Consider the following 15,465-nt stretch of genomic DNA (forward strand, 5'->3'; position numbering starts at 1 on the left):
CTTCGCCCTGTTCGATTCGGCCAATGACGAATGGCTGGAGTGGGCGCCCAGGATCGCCCTGAGGAGCGGGGCCCGTTGATGTCGCATCGCACCGCGGCAGCATGAATCCATTCGATCAACCCAGAAGGAGAACGCCGATGTCCAGGCGCTTGCTTTTCGTGGCCACCCTGGTCGCGACCCTTTCCCTTGCCGCTCATGCCGACGAACCCCTGCCATCGGTCGAGCAGGTGATGAACGAGCACAAGGAAAAGATCAGGAACCAGCTGGAAACCATCAACTACAAGCGCAAACGGATGGTCGAGGCAAACATGGCGCTGGACGGTACCGAAGCCGAGACGTTCTGGCCGATCTATTCACGCTACCGAGGCGAGACGGACAGCCTGCACAAGGAGACATTCCAGCTCCTGCTCGAATATGCCCGCGCCTATGGTTCCGGCAGCATTACCGACGCGGAAGCTTCGAGGATGGTCGACCTCTATCGGGGATTGCAGGAGAAACAGCTGGCCGTGCTGCACCGGTACGTGCAGGAAGTGGCCGAGAAGATGTCACCTCGGCGGGCCATGCGCTTCCTGCAGATCGAAGCGCAACTGGACGCGCTGGAGGCGTTGCAGATCGGCAAGCAGGTTCCGCTGATCAATTGAGTTTCACGGCACCGGCCGCGTCCAGGCCTGGGCGAGTTCCGCATCGCCCAGGCGCATCGTTTTGCTCAGCGTGCCGAACGAAGCCGCCGCCACAGCGTGGTCCGGCTGATCCCGAGCCGACGCGCAGCCTCGTCAAGGCTGCCCTGGCAGCTGTCCAGCGTCTCCTGTATGTAGCGCAACTGCGCGGTTTTGCCGATGGCGTGCAAATCCTTTGTGCGCGATGGCTCTTTCCGGGACCTGGGCTGAGGCTGGCCTTCGAATAGCTCGGGCAGCACGCGAGCCAGGTAATGCTCATCCACGCCGTGCTCATGGAAGATTTCGCTGGCGGAGAGCATCGCCCGTTCGACGACATTCTCCAGTTCCCTGACGTTTCCGGGCCAGGAATGGCGGACGAGGTAGGGTAGCAGGAGCGTCGTTATGCCTGCGGCACCCGGTGGCTGGCCCTGGACCAGCAGGCGCTGGCTGATTCCCTGGCAAATCAGAGGGATGTCCTCGGGCCGCTCGCGCAGGGGCGTGGTCTGCAAGCGCAGGATATTCAGCCGGTAATACAGGTCGGTGCGAAACTCGCGATCCTTCATGGCGGCCCCCAGGTCCTTGTGGGTGGCGGCGACGATGCGCACGTCGATGGAGATCGGCTCGGTGCCGCCCAGGCGCAAGACCTCTCGCTCCTGCAATACACGAAGGAGGCGTGTCTGCAGCGACACAGGCATGTCGCCGATCTCGTCGAGGAACAGCGTGCCACGGTGCGCCGCCTCGAACAGGCCGGGCTTGCCGCCTTTGCGCGAACCGCTGAAGGCGCCTTCCTCGTAGCCGAACAGTTCGCTTTCCAGTAGCGACTCGGGAAACGCCGCGCAGTTGATGGCGACGAAAGGCCCGTGCCGGCGAGGGCTCTCGTTATGGATCCCTTGGGCGAGCAGTTCCTTGCCGGTGCCGCTTTCGCCAGTGATCAGGATGGTCGAATGGCTGGCGGCAAAGCGCTTGGCCAGTTGCAACATCTCACGGTTGGCCTTGCTCGCGCCGTTGAGTTGTTCGAGCCGGTAACGCGCGGTGAAGGCACCTGGACGGCGAGTGGAGCGGATGCGTTGATCCGCGCGCTGCACGGCGGTGATGTCCTGGCAGGTGAGCACCAGGCCGGTACGCTCGCCATTCTCCAGGATCGGCAGGAGATTGCTGACCACGGCGTGCGAGCCCAGCCGGATCACCCGGTTTTCCTCGCCACCGCCATCCTCTAGCGCCTGTTGCAGGTCAAGCTCCGGGCATAGCTGCTGTAACGGTCGCCCCAGAGCCGAGCTGACCGGCAACTCCAGCAACTGGGCAAGGGCAGGGTTGAGCGATTGCACCACACCCTGGTTGTCGACAGCTGCCACACCGCTTGGAATGTGTTGCAGCACCGCGTCCAGATGCCGCCGCTTGGCGATCTCCAGGCGCTGGCTGTCGAGGACTCCCATGGCTTCCTCGAGCGCCTTGCGCGCAGTGTCTTCGCTCAGCGACAGCACGCCGTGCAGGCCTGCCTGTTCCGCCAGCTCCACCACCGTCGACGAGCCGATGATGCTGCGGCAACCCAGCCGGGCTACCTCCAGGACAGCCTGGCGAGCCTCTTCCAGGGTGGTGTAGGCAACCTGGTGAACCTGCACCGTGAACAGCGTTCGCATGGCTTGCAGGTCCCGGTCGATGCGGTTGTAGCTGAGCAGGGCGACATGGGAGGAGTGTTCGCGGGCTTGCTCCAGCGCACGCAACAGGTCTCCGCCGCCAACGCGCATCGTCAGAACCGGACGTGCCAGGTGTCTACGCAGGTAGGCGGCAGTGGCGCCAGCGCAGACGAACACGTCGGCCTTGCCGCGCTGTTCGAGATCGCGGGCGGTTTGCAGGGCTTCGGATACCGAGGTGTCGAGCACCTCGATATGGACGTCCGGGTAGCCCGCCGCCAGGCCGGCCACCAGGCTGGCGAGGCGACTGCGCTGCCGAGGTCGTTGAAGGTGACTGACCAGCACGACGACCTGGGAAAGGGGAGGACGCATGTCGAGACCTGTTCAGGATTGAATTGTTTCGATACTGAATCAGTTCGTTGCAAAAGTGAAACCCGGATTGCTTCGTCGAGCGCCATGGAAAAGCCTGGAGCCAGAGAGCGCGCGGGTTACAGGCATATCCCGAAAATTGGCCCAGGCGTTGCTAAAGCTGTCTGACAACATGACTACAGGCAGGCCCTACAACCCCATGAGCACTCCTCCTACGACCGTACGGGACGGCGAGACATTCGTGGCCCCGGACGACCAGCCACTGGTCGAGTTCATCCGCGAGCACGCCGCAGCGAAGCGGGTGGTCATCCAGGCACGCCAGCGCCTGAGCGGCGGCGCCATCCAGGAAAACTGGCTGCTGGACCTGCTGATCGAAGGCGGCCCCTGGGCTGGCGCCCGGCGTTGGGTGCTGCGCAGCGATGCGCTTTCCGCGCTACCCGCCAGCCTTGACCGCGAACAGGAGTTCGCGGTGCTGCAAGTGGTTCATCAGGCCGGTGTGAAAGTACCGCGCCCGCTGTGGCTGTGCCGCGATATGCGCGTGCATGGGCGGGTGTTCTTCCTGATGGAGTACGTGCCGGGTGTCGCCGCCGGTCGCTTGCTCAGCGCCGGCGCCGGCACCCAGGGTCGGGCGCAGCTGGCGGCGCAGCTTGGCGCCAACCTGGCGCGCCTGCATCAGGTTCGCCCGCCGTGCGCCGCGCTGGATTTCCTGCCGATGCCAACCCGCTCACCGGCCTTGGCGACCATCGACGCCTATCGCCGCTACCTCGACACCCGCGCCGATGCCTACCCGGTGCTGGAGTGGGGCCTGCGCTGGTGCGAGCTGCACGCACCGCGCAACAGCATCCTGTGTCTGTTGCACCGTGACTACCGCACCGGCAACTACCTGGCCAGCGAACAGGGACTCGAAGCCGTACTCGACTGGGAGTTCACCGGCTGGGGCGACCCTTGCGAGGACCTAGGCTGGTTCACCGCCCGCTGCTGGCGCTTCACCCGCCCAGACCTCGAGGCCGGCGGTATCGGCCAACTGGAGGACTTCCTGGGGGGCTACCACGAGGTGTCTCCGCTGCGTATCGAGCGCAGCCAACTGCACTACTGGCAGGTCATGGCCACCCTGCGCTGGGCGGTGATCGCCCTGCAGCAAGGCCAGCGCCACCTGTCCGGCGAAGAGCCGTCCATTGAGCTGGCACTGACCGCACGACTGCTGCCGGAGCTTGAGCTCGACATCCTGCACATGACCGGAGCCGAAGCGCCATGACCCAGCCCGATGCCCATGAACTGCTCGACATCGCTCGCTCGACGCTTCTGGAGCAACTGCTGCCAGCGCTGCCCGGCGAGCTGCGTTACCCGGCCCTGATGATCGCCAATGCCATGGCCATCGCAGCCCGCGAAAGCCGCCTGGGGGCTCTGGCCGAGGACCAGGAGCGGACACGTCTGGCCGCCTTGGTCGACGAGGCGCCCGCAGCCTTGCCCGACCTGCGCCGCCAACTGGCACGGGCCATTCGCCTGGGCAGCCATGACGCCCCGCAAAACCATAGAACCCTGGTCGAGACATTGCGCCAGGTCACCCTCGCCCGATTGGCCATCAGCAATCCCAAGGCCTTGCCCTGAACGGCGTCAGCCATCTCATTCCCGACAGACAAGCACCCAGAAGGACAACCATGAACTTCACCCTCCCGGACGAACTGCTCGCCTTGCAGGCCAAGACCCGAGACTTCATCGCCGAACAGGTCATCCCGCTCGAGAACGACCCCCGCCAGGACAGCCACGGCCCCAGCGACGCCCTGCGCCAGGACCTGGTGGCCCGCGCCCGCGCGGCCGGCTTGCTGACGCCCCACGCCAGCCGCGAAATGGGTGGCCTGGCGCTGAGCCACGTGGCCAAGGCGATCGTCTTCGAAGAGGCCGGCTACTCGCCGCTGGGCCCGGTGGCGCTGAACATCCATGCCCCGGACGAAGGCAACATCCACCTGATGGACGTGGTCGCCACCGAGGCGCAGAAAGACCGCTGGTTGCGCCCGCTGGTCCAGGGCCATGCCCGTTCCTGCTTCGCCATGACCGAGCCTGCGCCAGGCTCCGGCTCGGACCCTTCGATGCTGCGCACCACCGCCACCCGCGATGGCGACGACTACCTGATCAATGGCCGCAAGTGGCTGATCACCGGCGCAGAAGGCGCCGACTTCGGCATCGTCATGGCGCGCATGGAGGATGGTACGGCGACCATGTTCCTGACCGACATGAAACGCGACGGCATCATCCATGAGCGTCAGCTGGACTCGCTGGACAGCTGCTTCACCGGTGGCCACGGGCAGCTGCGTTTCGACAACCTGCGTATTCCGGCGAGCGATGTGCTCGGCGAGATCGGCAAGGGGTTCCGGTATGCCCAGGTGCGCCTGGCGCCGGCGCGGCTCACCCACTGCATGCGCTGGCTGGGCGCCGCGCGTCGCGCCCACGACATCGCCTGCGACTATGCGCGCACCCGAGATGCCTTCGGCAAGCCGCTGGGCGAGCACCAGGGCGTGGGTTTCATGCTGGCCGACAACATGATGGACCTGCACGTGGTGCGACTGGCGGTGTGGCACTGTGCCTGGATGCTCGACCAGGGCCGGCGCGCCAACGTCGATTCGAGCATGGCCAAGGTGATCAGCGCCGAAGCGCTGTGGCGGGTGGTCGACCGTTGCGTCCAGGTACTGGGCGGGCGCGGGGTGACCGGGGAGACTGTGGTGGAGCGGATCTTCCGCGACATTCGTCCGTTCCGCATCTATGACGGCCCGAGCGAGGTGCACCGCATGAGCCTGGCGAAGAAACTGCTCGACCAGCGCCTGGAGGCCCGCTGATGCAACCGAACCTTGCCCGACTGTTCGCCCTCGACGGGCGCCGCGCCCTGGTGACCGGCGCCTCCAGCGGCCTGGGCCGCCACTTCGCCATGACCCTGGCCGCCGCAGGCGCCGAGGTGGTGGTGACCGCCAGGCGCCAGGCGCCGCTGCAGGCACTGGTGGAGGCCATCGAGGTGGCGGGAGGGCGGGCGCAGGCCTTTGCCCTCGATGTGACCTGCCGCGAGGATATCTGCCGGGTGCTCGATGCCGCCGGCCCGCTGGATGTGCTGGTCAACAATGCGGGGGTGAGCGACAGCCAGCCCTTGCTGGCCTGCGACGATCAAAGCTGGGACCGCGTGCTCGACACCAACCTCAAGGGCGCCTGGGCGGTGGCCCAGGAAAGTGCCCGGCGCATGGTCGCGGCGGGGAAGGGCGGCAGCCTGATCAATGTCACTTCGATCCTCGCCAGCCGTGTGGCCGGCGCCGTCGGCCCTTACCTGGCGGCCAAGGCCGGCCTGGCCCACCTGACCCGCGCCATGGCGCTGGAGTTGGCGCGCCATGGCATCCGGGTGAATGCCCTGGCGCCCGGCTACGTGATGACCGACCTGAACGAGGCCTTCCTGGCCAGCGAGGCCGGCGACAAGTTGCGCTCGCGTATCCCCAGCCGCCGCTTCAGCGTGCCGGCGGACCTGGACGGCGCCTTGCTGCTGCTCGCCAGCGATGCCGGGCGGGCCATGAGCGGCGCCGAGATCGTGGTCGATGGCGGCCACCTGTGCAGCAGCCTGTAACGCGCCCTGGCGCAATAACAACAAGAACAGGAGGTATGTATGTGCGTACAAGACCCGAGCAATGTGTCGATGAGGTGGCTGCCATGATGGTTCCTACCCTCGAGCACGAGCTTGCTCCCAACGAAGCCAACCATGTCCCGCTGTCGCCGCTGTCGTTCCTCAAGCGTGCCGCGCAGGTGTACCCGCAGCGCGATGCGGTGGTCTATGGCGCAAGGCGCTACAGCTACCGCCAGTTGCACGAGCGCAGTTGCGCCCTGGCCAGCGCCCTGGAGCGGGTCGGCGTACAAGCGGGCGAGCGGGTGGCGATACTGGCGCCGAATATCCCGGAAATGCTCGAGGCCCACTATGGCGTACCCGGTGCCGGGGCGGTGCTGGTATGCATCAACATCCGCCTGGAGGCACGCAGCATCGCCTTCATCCTGCGCCACTGCGCGGCCAGGGTGCTGATCTGCGACCGTGAGTTCGGTGCCGTGGCCCAGCAGGCGCTGGCCATGCTCGATGCGCCGCCCTTGCTGGTGGGCATCGACGATGATCAGGCCGAGCGAGTCGACCTCGCCCACGACCTGGACTATGAGGCGTTTCTGGCCCAGGGCGACCCGGGGCGGCCGCTGAGTGCGCCGCAGAACGAATGGCAGTCGATCGCCATCAACTACACCTCCGGCACCACGGGGGATCCCAAGGGCGTGGTCCTGCATCACCGCGGCGCCTACCTCAACGCCTGCGCCGGCGCGCTGATCTTCCAGTTGGGGCCGCGCAGCGTCTACCTGTGGACCTTGCCGATGTTCCACTGCAACGGCTGGAGCCATACCTGGGCGGTGACGTTGTCCGGTGGCACCCATGTGTGCCTGCGCAAGGTCCAGCCTGATGCGATCAACGCTGCGATTGCCGAGCATGCCGTGACCCACCTGAGCGCCGCGCCGGTGGTGATGTCGATGCTGATCCATGCCGAGCATGCCAGCGTCACTGCCGTGCCGGTATCGGTGATCACCGGCGGCGCCGCGCCGCCCAGCGCGGTCATCGCCGCCATGGAAGCACGCGGCTTCAGCATCACCCACGCCTACGGCATGACCGAAAGCTACGGCCCCAGCACCCTGTGCCTGTGGCAGCCGGGGGTCGACGAATTGCCGCTGGAGGCCCGGGCCCAGTTCATGAGCCGCCAGGGCGTCGCCCACCCGATGCTCGAGGAGGCCACGGTGCTGGATACCGACACCGGCCGTCCGGTCCCGGCCGACGGCCGCACCCTTGGCGAACTGGTAGTGCGGGGCAACACCGTGATGAAAGGCTACCTGCACAACCCCGAGGCCACCCGCGCCGCGTTGGCCGACGGCTGGCTGCACACCGGCGACCTGGCCGTGCTGCACCCGGACGGCTACGTGGAAATCAAGGACCGGGCCAAGGACATCATCATTTCCGGCGGCGAGAACATCAGCTCGCTGGAGATCGAGGAAGTGCTCTACCAGCACCCCGAGGTGGTCGAGGCCGCGGTGGTGGCGCGCCCGGATTCGCGCTGGGGCGAGACACCCCACGCGTTCGTCGCCTTGCGGGCGGATGCCTTACCCAGAACCACGGGTGACGATCTGGTCCGCTGGTGCCGCGAGCGCCTGGCGCACTTCAAGGCGCCGCGGCATGTGACGCTTACCGAACTGCCCAAGACCGCCACCGGCAAGATCCAGAAGTTCGTCCTGCGCGAGTGGGCCCGGCAGGAGGAGGAGGCCGGCGACGCCGGCCGCTGATGGCGCTGCCGCACCCGCACATTCCATAACAATAACTAGGTTGCCCGAGGTGTCCCATGTCCAGCCTGCTATACGCGCGTATCCGCGCCAGTGCCCGGTTCCAGCAACTGGTGGCGCGCCGAAACCGTTTCACCCTGAGCCTGCTCCTGCTGATCCTGGCCACGTTCCACGGCTACATCGCGCTGGTATCGTTCTGCCCCGAGCTGATTGCCAGGCGTCTGGCGCAGGGCTCGAACATGACCTTCGGGGTCGCGGCCGGCGTGTTCCTGTTCGTGTTCTTCTGTGCCTTGTCGGCGCTCTATGTGTACCGCGCCAACGGCGAATTCGATCGCCTGACCCAGGCTCTGGTCGCTGGGCTGGAAGAGGAGCAGGGCGCATGAAGAAGCTCCTTCCCCTGGCGTTGTCGCTGCACTCCGGCCTGCTGTTGGCCTCGCCCGCGTTGGACGCTGGCCAGCGCCAGCCGCTCAACCTGCATGCCATCGGCATGTTCATGGTGTTCGTGCTGTTCACCCTGTGCATCACCTGGTGGGCGGCGCGACGGACCCATTCGACGGCGGATTTCTATAGCGCCGGTGGCGGTATCCGGGGCTGGCAGAACGGCCTGGCGCTAGCCGGCGACTACATGTCCGCCTCCACGCTGCTGGGAATCACCGCGCTCATCTACAGCTCCGGGATGGATGGCTACATCTATCTCATCGCCTTCTTCGCGGGCTGGCCGGTACTGCTGCTATTGATGACCGAGCGGCTGCGCAACCTGGGCCGCTTCACCTTCGCCGACATCACCTCGTACCGTCTCGACCAGGGCAAGGTGCGCACCATGGCCGCCATCGGCTCGCTGACCGTGGTGTGTTTCTACCTGGTGGCGCAGATGGTCGGGGCCGGGCAGTTGATCAGGCTGCTGTTCGGCCTGGACTACCAGATCGCCCTGGTGATCGTCGGTGCGCTGATGATGCTGTATGTGACCTTCGGCGGTATGGTGGCAACCACCTGGGTGCAGATCGTCAAGGCATTCCTGCTGCTGGTCGGCGGCTCGCTGGTGCTGTTCCTGGCGATGCGCGAATTCGACTTCAGCTATGACAGGCTGGTCAGCCAGGCGATGGATAGCCATGCCCTGGGCGAACGCCTGCTGGCCCCTGGTGGCTTGCTGGCCGACCCGTTGACCGCGCTATCACTGAGCCTGGGGCTGGTGTTCGGCACCGCCGGGCTGCCGCACATCCTGATGCGTTTCTTCACCGTCGGCGATGCCCGGGAGGCGCGCAAGTCGGTGCTCTACGCCACCGGGTTCATCGGCTACTTCTTCAATGTCATTTTCCTGCTGGGCCTGGCGTCGATCGTGATCGTCAGCCAGCAGCCCCGGTTCTTCGAGGGCGGGGAAGCGGGAGGCAAGCTGCTGGGCGGGGGCAACATGGTGGTCATGCACCTGGCCCAGGCAGTGGGAGGCAACCTGCTGCTGGGCTTCCTCTCCGCCGTGACCTTCGCCACCATCCTGGCCGTGGTGTCAGGACTGGCCCTGGCCGGGGCGTCCGCCATCGCCCATGACCTGTATGCGCGGGTGATCATGAAGGGCGCGGCCAGCGAGGCGCAGGAGCTGCGGGTAACCAAGCTGGCAACCCTGGGCCTTGGCTTGGTGGCGATAGCCCTGGGCATCGTGTTCGAGAACATCAACGTGGCCTTCATGGTCGCCCTGGCCTTTGGCATCGCCGCTTCGGCCAACTTCCCGGTGCTGTTCCTGTCGATGTTCTGGTCCGGGCTGACCACCCGTGGCGCGTTGGCCGGTGGCTACGTCGGGTTGTTCAGCGCCATGGGCTTCGTGGTTTTCTCCAGGCTGGTGTGGGTGGATGTGTTGCACTTCGCCGAGCCGCTGTTCCCCTATACCCAGCCTGCGCTGTTCTCCATGCCGTTGGCGTTCCTGGTGGCGTATGGCGTTTCCCGCCTGGACCGGACCACGCGGGCCATGGCGGAAAGGGCAGCCTTCGCCGACCAGTACGTACGAGGCCAGACCGGCCTTGGCGCCAGCGGAGCCATAGACCACTGAGGCGCACACGGTCGCTGTCGAACGGGTGGCAGGCTTTGAGGCTGTCTGTCGCCCGAGGCCTGGCTAGTGCCCCCGGAAGATGTCTCCGATACCGACGGTGGGGTAGTGCTCCATGCGCTGAGCCGTCCCGCGGTTGACGACGGAAGGCTTCGAAAACAGTGCACTCAGGAAGATGACCAGTACAAGGACAGCCGTTAGAAAACCGAATCGGCGCATATGATTCTCCAGCGATTTTTTATAGTTGTTGTCTTCGGGCGCTATCCACGAGGACCTTAGAAGCGCAGCGCAGTCACTGTCCCGCCGCGCTTGCGGTGTCGCATTCGCGGGCGAACAGGCGGGTGACGGCTACGATGTCCTGATCGCCATAGCCCATGGCTGCCGCGCGTTGCACGGCCTGGCACAGCGCGTCGAAGACCGGCGTCCAGGCCCCTTGTGCGTGCAGGGCTCCGGCGATATGGGCGAAGGCCTGGGCATGCACATCGAGCCTCGCCTGATCGCCTGCGAAATCCTGCGCTTCCAGCCGACGGACCGCTTCCTCGAGTGCATCGGCGACGAAAAAGCGCGACGTGTCGAGCATGAGCCGAGCGGTCTTCGAAGGCGGCAGGCCGAAGTGGACACCAGCCCCCACGGCCTCGAAGAAAGCCACCATCGCGGCAAACGCATGCGCGTGGAGCACGGTGGCGAAGGCCAATGCTTCGTCCCAGGGGAGGAACGTCGTATGACCGGCAAGCCCCTCAAGCAGCGCCCGATGCCGTTCGAAGGCCTCAGGATCACCGGTATGAATGCTGTGGCTTTCGCGACGACCAACATTGCGCGGGTAGGCCACGATCATCCCTTTGACGTAATGGCCGCCCGCGCGGTTGACGAGACTCTGAAGCGCCAGGCCCTCGTCCCGGGCGTTGGTCGTGTAATCCACGATCGTACGGTTGGCCAGTGCCTGCATCACACCTGGCATCCCGAGCACCTCATGGGTCGCCTGGTTGTCCAGGAGCACGAAGATCGTGGCCGGGCTTGCAGCCAGCGCGGCTTCGGCGCTCTCGCACAGGTGAGCGCCAGCGGCGACGAGCGCCGCGGCCTTGCCGGGTGAGCGGTTCCAGATCGCCACGCGCCTGCCTTGCCTGAGCAACGCTTGGGCCATGATGGTTCCCATGGCTCCGAGCCCGATCACGGACACTTCGAACTCGACGCTTTCATCATTGTGTTCACGCACGCTCGAGGTCTCCTGATTATTGTTCTGGCTGATGTCCAACAGGTCTCCGGCCTGCGCTTCAACACAGGCCGAAGGGTGACCCTGGCAGCTATTCGCCCAGCGCTGCCGCGACCGATTCGCCGAAGGCCCTGAGGCCGTCTTCGAGTTGGTCGGTCGGAGTGTTCAGCGGTGGCATCAGCTTGATGATTTCGCCATTCGGGCCGCAGCGGTCGACCAGCACGCCCGCTTGCAGCACGCGCTGCTGGGCGTCCTTGGCGACCTCGACGTTGCCGCGGCCGAAATCGATGCCGGCGATCATGCCGCGACAACGCGCGAACGCGACGCCTGGAATTTCCGCAAAGCCGGCAACCGCGCGCTCCATGGCCGCGCAGTTGTCGGCCAGCAATTTCAGGAACTGCTCATCGTGCCAATAGCTGAGCGCGATGCGGGCGGTCAGGAACGCCAACTGGTTGCCGCGGAAGGTGCCGATGTGATCGCCCGGTTGCCATACATCCAGCCCGGCACGAAGCAACACGATCGCCATCGGCAGGCCGAAGCCGCCGATCGATTTGGCGCAGGTGATCAGGTCCGGCACCACCCCGGAGCGCTCGAAGCCGAAGAAGTCGCCGGTGCGGCCGCAACCGGCCTGGATCTCGTCGCAGATAAGCAGCACGCCGTGGTCGGTGGTCCACTTGCGCAAGCGTTGCAGCCATTGGTTGGAAGCCGGGTAGACGCCGGCCTGGATCTGCACCGACTCGACGATCACCGCCGCCGGCAGCTCCGAGCCGCTGCCCTGGTCGTTGGCCAGGCGCTCGAGGAAGCCAATGCTGTCGAATTCGCCATAGGGGCTGTCTTCGTAGGGCACGAACACCACGTCGGTGGAAAGCCCGGGGCCACGGCGAGTGCGGTTGCCGGTGACGGCCAGGGCGCCGGCGGTCATGCCGTGGTAAGCCCCGTAGAACGATACGACCTTGGTACGCCCGGTCGCCTTGCGCGCCAGCTTCAACGCCGCCTCGACGGCGTCGGCACCGGTCGGGCCGGTGAACTGGACCTTGTAGTCCCAGCCGCGTGGCTTGAACAGGTCGCGCTCGATCGCTTCCAGGAACTGGCGCTTGGTGGTGGTGTGCAGGTCGAGGGCGTGGGTCACGCCGTTGGCCGACAGATACGCGATCAGCGCATCGCGCATGCGCGGGTCGTTGTGGCCATAGTTCAGGGCGCCGGCGCCGGCGAAGAAGTCCAGGTATTCGCGGCCATCTTCGCCGCGGATCCTGCTGCCTTGTGCGGTATCGAACACCAGGGGCAAGTCGCGGCAGTACATCCGCACGTTGGACTCGAGCCTTTCGAACGTCTCGATGTTGTTCATGCAAACCTCTTGAAAAATGATCTGGGTAGTCCGGGGTGTGGGCGGTCAGTGCTTGAACATCACGTGGCGCACCACGGTGTAGTCTTCCAGGCCGTACATCGACAGGTCCTTGCCGTAGCCGGACAGCTTGACCCCGCCGTGGGGCATTTCGCTGACCAGCATGAAGTGGGTGTTGACCCAGGTGCAGCCGTATTGCAGGCGGGCGGCCAGGCGATGAGCGCGCCCCACATCGGCGGTCCATACCGAAGACGCCAGGCCGTAATCGGAGTCGTTCGCCCAAGCCAGCGCCTGGGCTTCATCCTCGAACGACGAGACGGTCACCACCGGGCCGAAGATCTCGCGGCGCACCACCTCATCCTCCTGCGTAGCGCCGGCCAGGACCGTCGGCTCGAAGAAGAAGCCGGCACCCTCGGCGCGCTTGCCGCCGGTGACCACTTCGATGTGCGGCAACTCCCTGGCCCGGTTCACGAACCCCTCGACACGCTCCAGATGCTCCTTGGTGATCAGCGGTCCCATCTCGGTCGCCGGATCGTCCGGCAGCCCGCACCGGATGCTGGATACGGCCTCGCCGAGCTTGCGAACGAACTCCTGGTAGACCCCTTTCTGCACATAGAGGCGGCACGCGGCGGTACAGTCCTGGCCGGCGTTGTAGAAGCCGAAGGCGCGGATGCCTTCGACGGCGGCGTCGATGTCGGCATCGTCGAAGATCAGTACAGGAGCCTTGCCCCCCAACTCCATGTGCATGCGTTTCACGCTCTCGGCCGTACCTTCGATGATCCGGCTGCCGGTGCGCACGGAGCCGGTCAGCGACACCATGCGCACCTGGGCATGGCTGGTCAGCGGCTCACCCACCGAGGCACCTCGACCGTGGACGATGTTGACCACGCCGGCGGGAAAGATCTCGGCAAGCAGCTCGCCCAGTTTCAAGGTACTCAGCGGCGTGTGCTCCGACGGTTTCAGCACCACGGTGTTGCCGCCGGCCAATGCCGGGCCGAGTTTCCACGCTGCCATCAACAACGGATAGTTCCACGGCGCGATGGAGGCGACCACGCCCACCGCGTCGCGGCGGATCATCGAGGTATGCCCCGCGACGTACTCTCCCGCCGCTGAGCCCTGCAGGCAGCGCACGGCGCCGGCAAAGAAACGGAACACGTCCGACACGGCGGGCAGTTCGTCCAGCAGCACGGCGTTGAAAGGCTTGCCGCAGTTGTCCGCCTCCAGGCGAGCGAACACGTGCGCCTGGGCATCGATGCGCTCGGCGAGCTTGAGCAGCAGGGTCGCGCGATCCTTGGGCGGCGTTTGCGACCAGGCGTCGAAGGCCGCATCCGCGCTCTGCACCGCGGCATGGACCTGGGGGCCGCTGGCCTCGGTAATTCGCACCAGGACGTTGCCCTGGGACGGGTTGTACACCGCGTGGCTCTCGCCTTCGCCGGCCACCAGGGCACCATTGATCAGAAGTTTGGTTTGCATATCGATTCTCGCCATTGAAGGGCAGGCTCGAAGCCGGCCTTGTGGTTGTTGTCAGAGCGTTCGATAGAAGGGTGGTCGCTACGCCAGCGCGTCGGGCACCGGGTTGCGGAAGAAGCTGGTCCGGCAAGCGAGATAGACCGCCCCCAGGCCCAGCCAGCTACAGCCCATGATCAGCGCCTCTTTATCCAGGCTGACCAGCATCCACCCGGCCGTGACCAGGCCAACGAGCGGGCAGAGCACCCCGCGCAACAAGCCCGCCCCGTCTCCGAGGCGGGTATCGAAGGAGAGCCGCAACGCGCAAAGGTTGACTGCGCTGAAGGCGAGAAACGCGCCGAAATTGACCAGGGACGTCGCGGTGGCGATCGTCAGGGCAAAACCCGCGCAGCCGAAAATGCCGCAGAGCAGAATGTTGAAGGCCGGGGTCTTGTAGCGAGGATGCAGGGCACCGAACAGCTTGCGCGGCAGTTGGTTGTCCCGCCCCAGGGCGTACAGCAGCCGGCCCACGCTGGCCTGGAACGACATGCCTGCGGCGAAGTGGGCGATGATGATCCCCGCCAGGACCACGGCGAAGAACAGGTCGCCGCCGATCATGCGGGCGATCTCGAAGGCGGCGCCGTCCACATGCTCGAAGGCGGGGGAGGGGTGCGCCAGGTACATGAAGTACGACGAGCCGACGTAGACCGAGCCGCCGATCAATGCGACCAGCAGGATCGCGCGCGGCAGTGTCCGGCCCGGGTCGCGGGTCTCCTCGCTGAGCGTGGACAGCGCGTCGAAGCCCAGGAACGAGTACGCGGCAATGGCGGCGCCGGCCATGCTGGTGGCGAAGGACACGTCCGGGTTGAAGAACGGCTTGGCCGACAGCAGCCCGCCAGGGCCGTTGGCCGCGACGATGTAGTGCACGCACAGGCTGATGAACACGACGATGATGGCCAGTTGCGCGACCATCAACAGCACGTTGAAGCGGTTGGCGACCTGGATGCCCAGGATATTAAGCAGCGAGGTGGAGACGATGAAGCCGATGATCCACACCCATTGCGGCACCTCTGGAAAGGCCATGTTGAGGTAGCTGGCGCCGAGCAGCCAGATCAGCATCGGGATGAAGAAGTAATCGAGCAGGGCGGCCCAGCCCACCATGAAGCCGAGGTTCGCGCTCAGCATCTTGCGGGTATAGGTGTAGGCCGAACCGGCGACCGGGAACACCCTGACCAGCCGGCCATAGCTCAAGGCCGTGAACACCACGCCGATTGCCGCGATCAGGTAGGCCATCGCCGTGGTGTTGCCGCTGGCCTGCGTGATCACGCCATAGGTGCCGAACACGATCAACGGAGCGAGGAACGCCAGACCGAACAGCAGAACGGAAAACGGACCCAGCGTGCGCTTCAATGAAGCGCCGGCGATTGATTCGCTCATGACGGGCCTCC

General features: G+C 65.7%; 14 protein-coding genes. 9 read left to right on the plus strand and 5 right to left on the minus strand.

Features of this window, described 5'->3' with window-relative positions; translation table 11 throughout:
- Together HMPREF2914_RS33125 and HMPREF2914_RS07285 are read left to right on the plus strand one after the other, a co-directional pair.
- Positions 1–79, plus strand: a 79-nt coding sequence (locus HMPREF2914_RS33125) for a hypothetical protein (protein WP_371262996.1), incomplete at its 5' end; no start/stop codon positions are given.
- Positions 80–158: 79 nt separating this feature from the next.
- On the plus strand, positions 159–641 hold the full coding sequence (locus HMPREF2914_RS07285) for a transcriptional regulator (protein WP_223309047.1): 483 nt from the start codon (positions 159–161) through the stop codon (positions 639–641).
- Positions 642–706: 65 nt separating this feature from the next.
- Here HMPREF2914_RS07285 and prpR read toward each other — a convergent pair whose 3' ends face one another.
- Complete coding sequence (prpR, locus tag HMPREF2914_RS07290) at positions 707–2,659, minus strand: propionate catabolism operon regulatory protein PrpR (RefSeq protein ID WP_023091827.1); 1,953 nt, start codon at positions 2,657–2,659, stop codon at positions 707–709.
- A 196-nt stretch (positions 2,660–2,855) separates the two neighbouring features.
- Between prpR and HMPREF2914_RS07295 the strand changes: the two genes are divergently transcribed.
- From HMPREF2914_RS07295 to HMPREF2914_RS07325, 7 genes are all read left to right on the plus strand, one after another.
- Positions 2,856–3,911: a phosphotransferase family protein gene (locus HMPREF2914_RS07295; protein ID WP_023091826.1), complete on the plus strand. Its 1,056-nt coding sequence runs from the start codon at positions 2,856–2,858 to the stop codon at positions 3,909–3,911.
- The gene (locus HMPREF2914_RS07300; protein WP_003089151.1) at positions 3,908–4,264 is read left to right on the plus strand and encodes a DUF6285 domain-containing protein; all 357 of its coding nucleotides are present in this window, start codon (positions 3,908–3,910) and stop codon (positions 4,262–4,264) included. The genes HMPREF2914_RS07295 and HMPREF2914_RS07300 overlap by 4 nt, the downstream gene beginning before the upstream one ends.
- 50 nt (positions 4,265–4,314) lie before the next feature.
- A complete protein-coding gene (locus HMPREF2914_RS07305; protein ID WP_023091825.1) occupies positions 4,315–5,487 on the plus strand; it encodes an acyl-CoA dehydrogenase family protein in 1,173 nt (390 codons plus the stop codon).
- The gene (locus tag HMPREF2914_RS07310) at positions 5,487–6,254 is read left to right on the plus strand and encodes an SDR family NAD(P)-dependent oxidoreductase (RefSeq protein WP_023091824.1); all 768 of its coding nucleotides are present in this window, start codon (positions 5,487–5,489) and stop codon (positions 6,252–6,254) included. Before HMPREF2914_RS07305 ends, HMPREF2914_RS07310 begins: the two co-directional genes overlap by 1 nt.
- 86 nt (positions 6,255–6,340) lie before the next feature.
- Complete coding sequence (locus HMPREF2914_RS07315; RefSeq protein ID WP_371915116.1) at positions 6,341–7,987, plus strand: acyl-CoA synthetase; 1,647 nt, start codon at positions 6,341–6,343, stop codon at positions 7,985–7,987.
- 56 nt (positions 7,988–8,043) lie between these two features.
- On the plus strand, positions 8,044–8,367 hold the full coding sequence (locus HMPREF2914_RS07320) for a DUF485 domain-containing protein (RefSeq protein WP_003089157.1): 324 nt from the start codon (positions 8,044–8,046) through the stop codon (positions 8,365–8,367).
- Entirely contained in the window at positions 8,364–10,022 is a 1,659-nt protein-coding gene (locus HMPREF2914_RS07325) for a cation acetate symporter (protein ID WP_023091822.1), read from the plus strand. Before HMPREF2914_RS07320 ends, HMPREF2914_RS07325 begins: the two co-directional genes overlap by 4 nt.
- Before the next feature lie 289 nt (positions 10,023–10,311).
- Here HMPREF2914_RS07325 and HMPREF2914_RS07335 read toward each other — a convergent pair whose 3' ends face one another.
- The 4 genes from HMPREF2914_RS07335 to HMPREF2914_RS07350 form a co-directional block, all read right to left on the minus strand.
- Entirely contained in the window at positions 10,312–11,232 is a 921-nt protein-coding gene (locus HMPREF2914_RS07335; protein WP_044727201.1) for an NAD(P)-dependent oxidoreductase, read from the minus strand.
- Positions 11,233–11,320: 88 nt separating this feature from the next.
- Positions 11,321–12,574 (minus strand): aspartate aminotransferase family protein, encoded by a 1,254-nt coding sequence (locus HMPREF2914_RS07340; RefSeq protein ID WP_021264767.1) that lies wholly within the window; start codon positions 12,572–12,574, stop codon positions 11,321–11,323.
- A gap of 45 nt (positions 12,575–12,619) precedes the next feature.
- Complete coding sequence (locus HMPREF2914_RS07345; RefSeq protein WP_023091821.1) at positions 12,620–14,044, minus strand: gamma-aminobutyraldehyde dehydrogenase; 1,425 nt, start codon at positions 14,042–14,044, stop codon at positions 12,620–12,622.
- Between the two features lie 78 nt (positions 14,045–14,122).
- Positions 14,123–15,454: an APC family permease gene (locus tag HMPREF2914_RS07350; protein WP_023091820.1), complete on the minus strand. Its 1,332-nt coding sequence runs from the start codon at positions 15,452–15,454 to the stop codon at positions 14,123–14,125.
- Positions 15,455–15,465: the final 11 nt, after the last annotated feature.

It is taken from the genome of Pseudomonas sp. HMSC067G02 (assembly GCF_001813485.1).
Lineage (GTDB): Bacteria > Pseudomonadota > Gammaproteobacteria > Pseudomonadales > Pseudomonadaceae > Pseudomonas > Pseudomonas aeruginosa.

Coding starts and splice junctions, on each gene's coding strand:
- prpR (WP_023091827.1), bottom strand. CDS start 2,659: ATGCGTCCTCCCCTTTCCCAGGTCGTCGTGCTGGTCAGTCACCTTCAA.
- HMPREF2914_RS07295 (WP_023091826.1), top strand. CDS start 2,856: ATGAGCACTCCTCCTACGACCGTACGGGACGGCGAGACATTCGTGGCC.
- HMPREF2914_RS07300 (WP_003089151.1), top strand. CDS start 3,908: ATGACCCAGCCCGATGCCCATGAACTGCTCGACATCGCTCGCTCGACG.
- HMPREF2914_RS07305 (WP_023091825.1), top strand. CDS start 4,315: ATGAACTTCACCCTCCCGGACGAACTGCTCGCCTTGCAGGCCAAGACC.
- HMPREF2914_RS07310 (WP_023091824.1), top strand. CDS start 5,487: ATGCAACCGAACCTTGCCCGACTGTTCGCCCTCGACGGGCGCCGCGCC.
- HMPREF2914_RS07315 (WP_371915116.1), top strand. CDS start 6,341: ATGGTTCCTACCCTCGAGCACGAGCTTGCTCCCAACGAAGCCAACCAT.
- HMPREF2914_RS07320 (WP_003089157.1), top strand. CDS start 8,044: ATGTCCAGCCTGCTATACGCGCGTATCCGCGCCAGTGCCCGGTTCCAG.
- HMPREF2914_RS07325 (WP_023091822.1), top strand. CDS start 8,364: ATGAAGAAGCTCCTTCCCCTGGCGTTGTCGCTGCACTCCGGCCTGCTG.
- HMPREF2914_RS07340 (WP_021264767.1), bottom strand. CDS start 12,574: ATGAACAACATCGAGACGTTCGAAAGGCTCGAGTCCAACGTGCGGATG.
- HMPREF2914_RS07345 (WP_023091821.1), bottom strand. CDS start 14,044: ATGCAAACCAAACTTCTGATCAATGGTGCCCTGGTGGCCGGCGAAGGC.
- HMPREF2914_RS07350 (WP_023091820.1), bottom strand. CDS start 15,454: ATGAGCGAATCAATCGCCGGCGCTTCATTGAAGCGCACGCTGGGTCCG.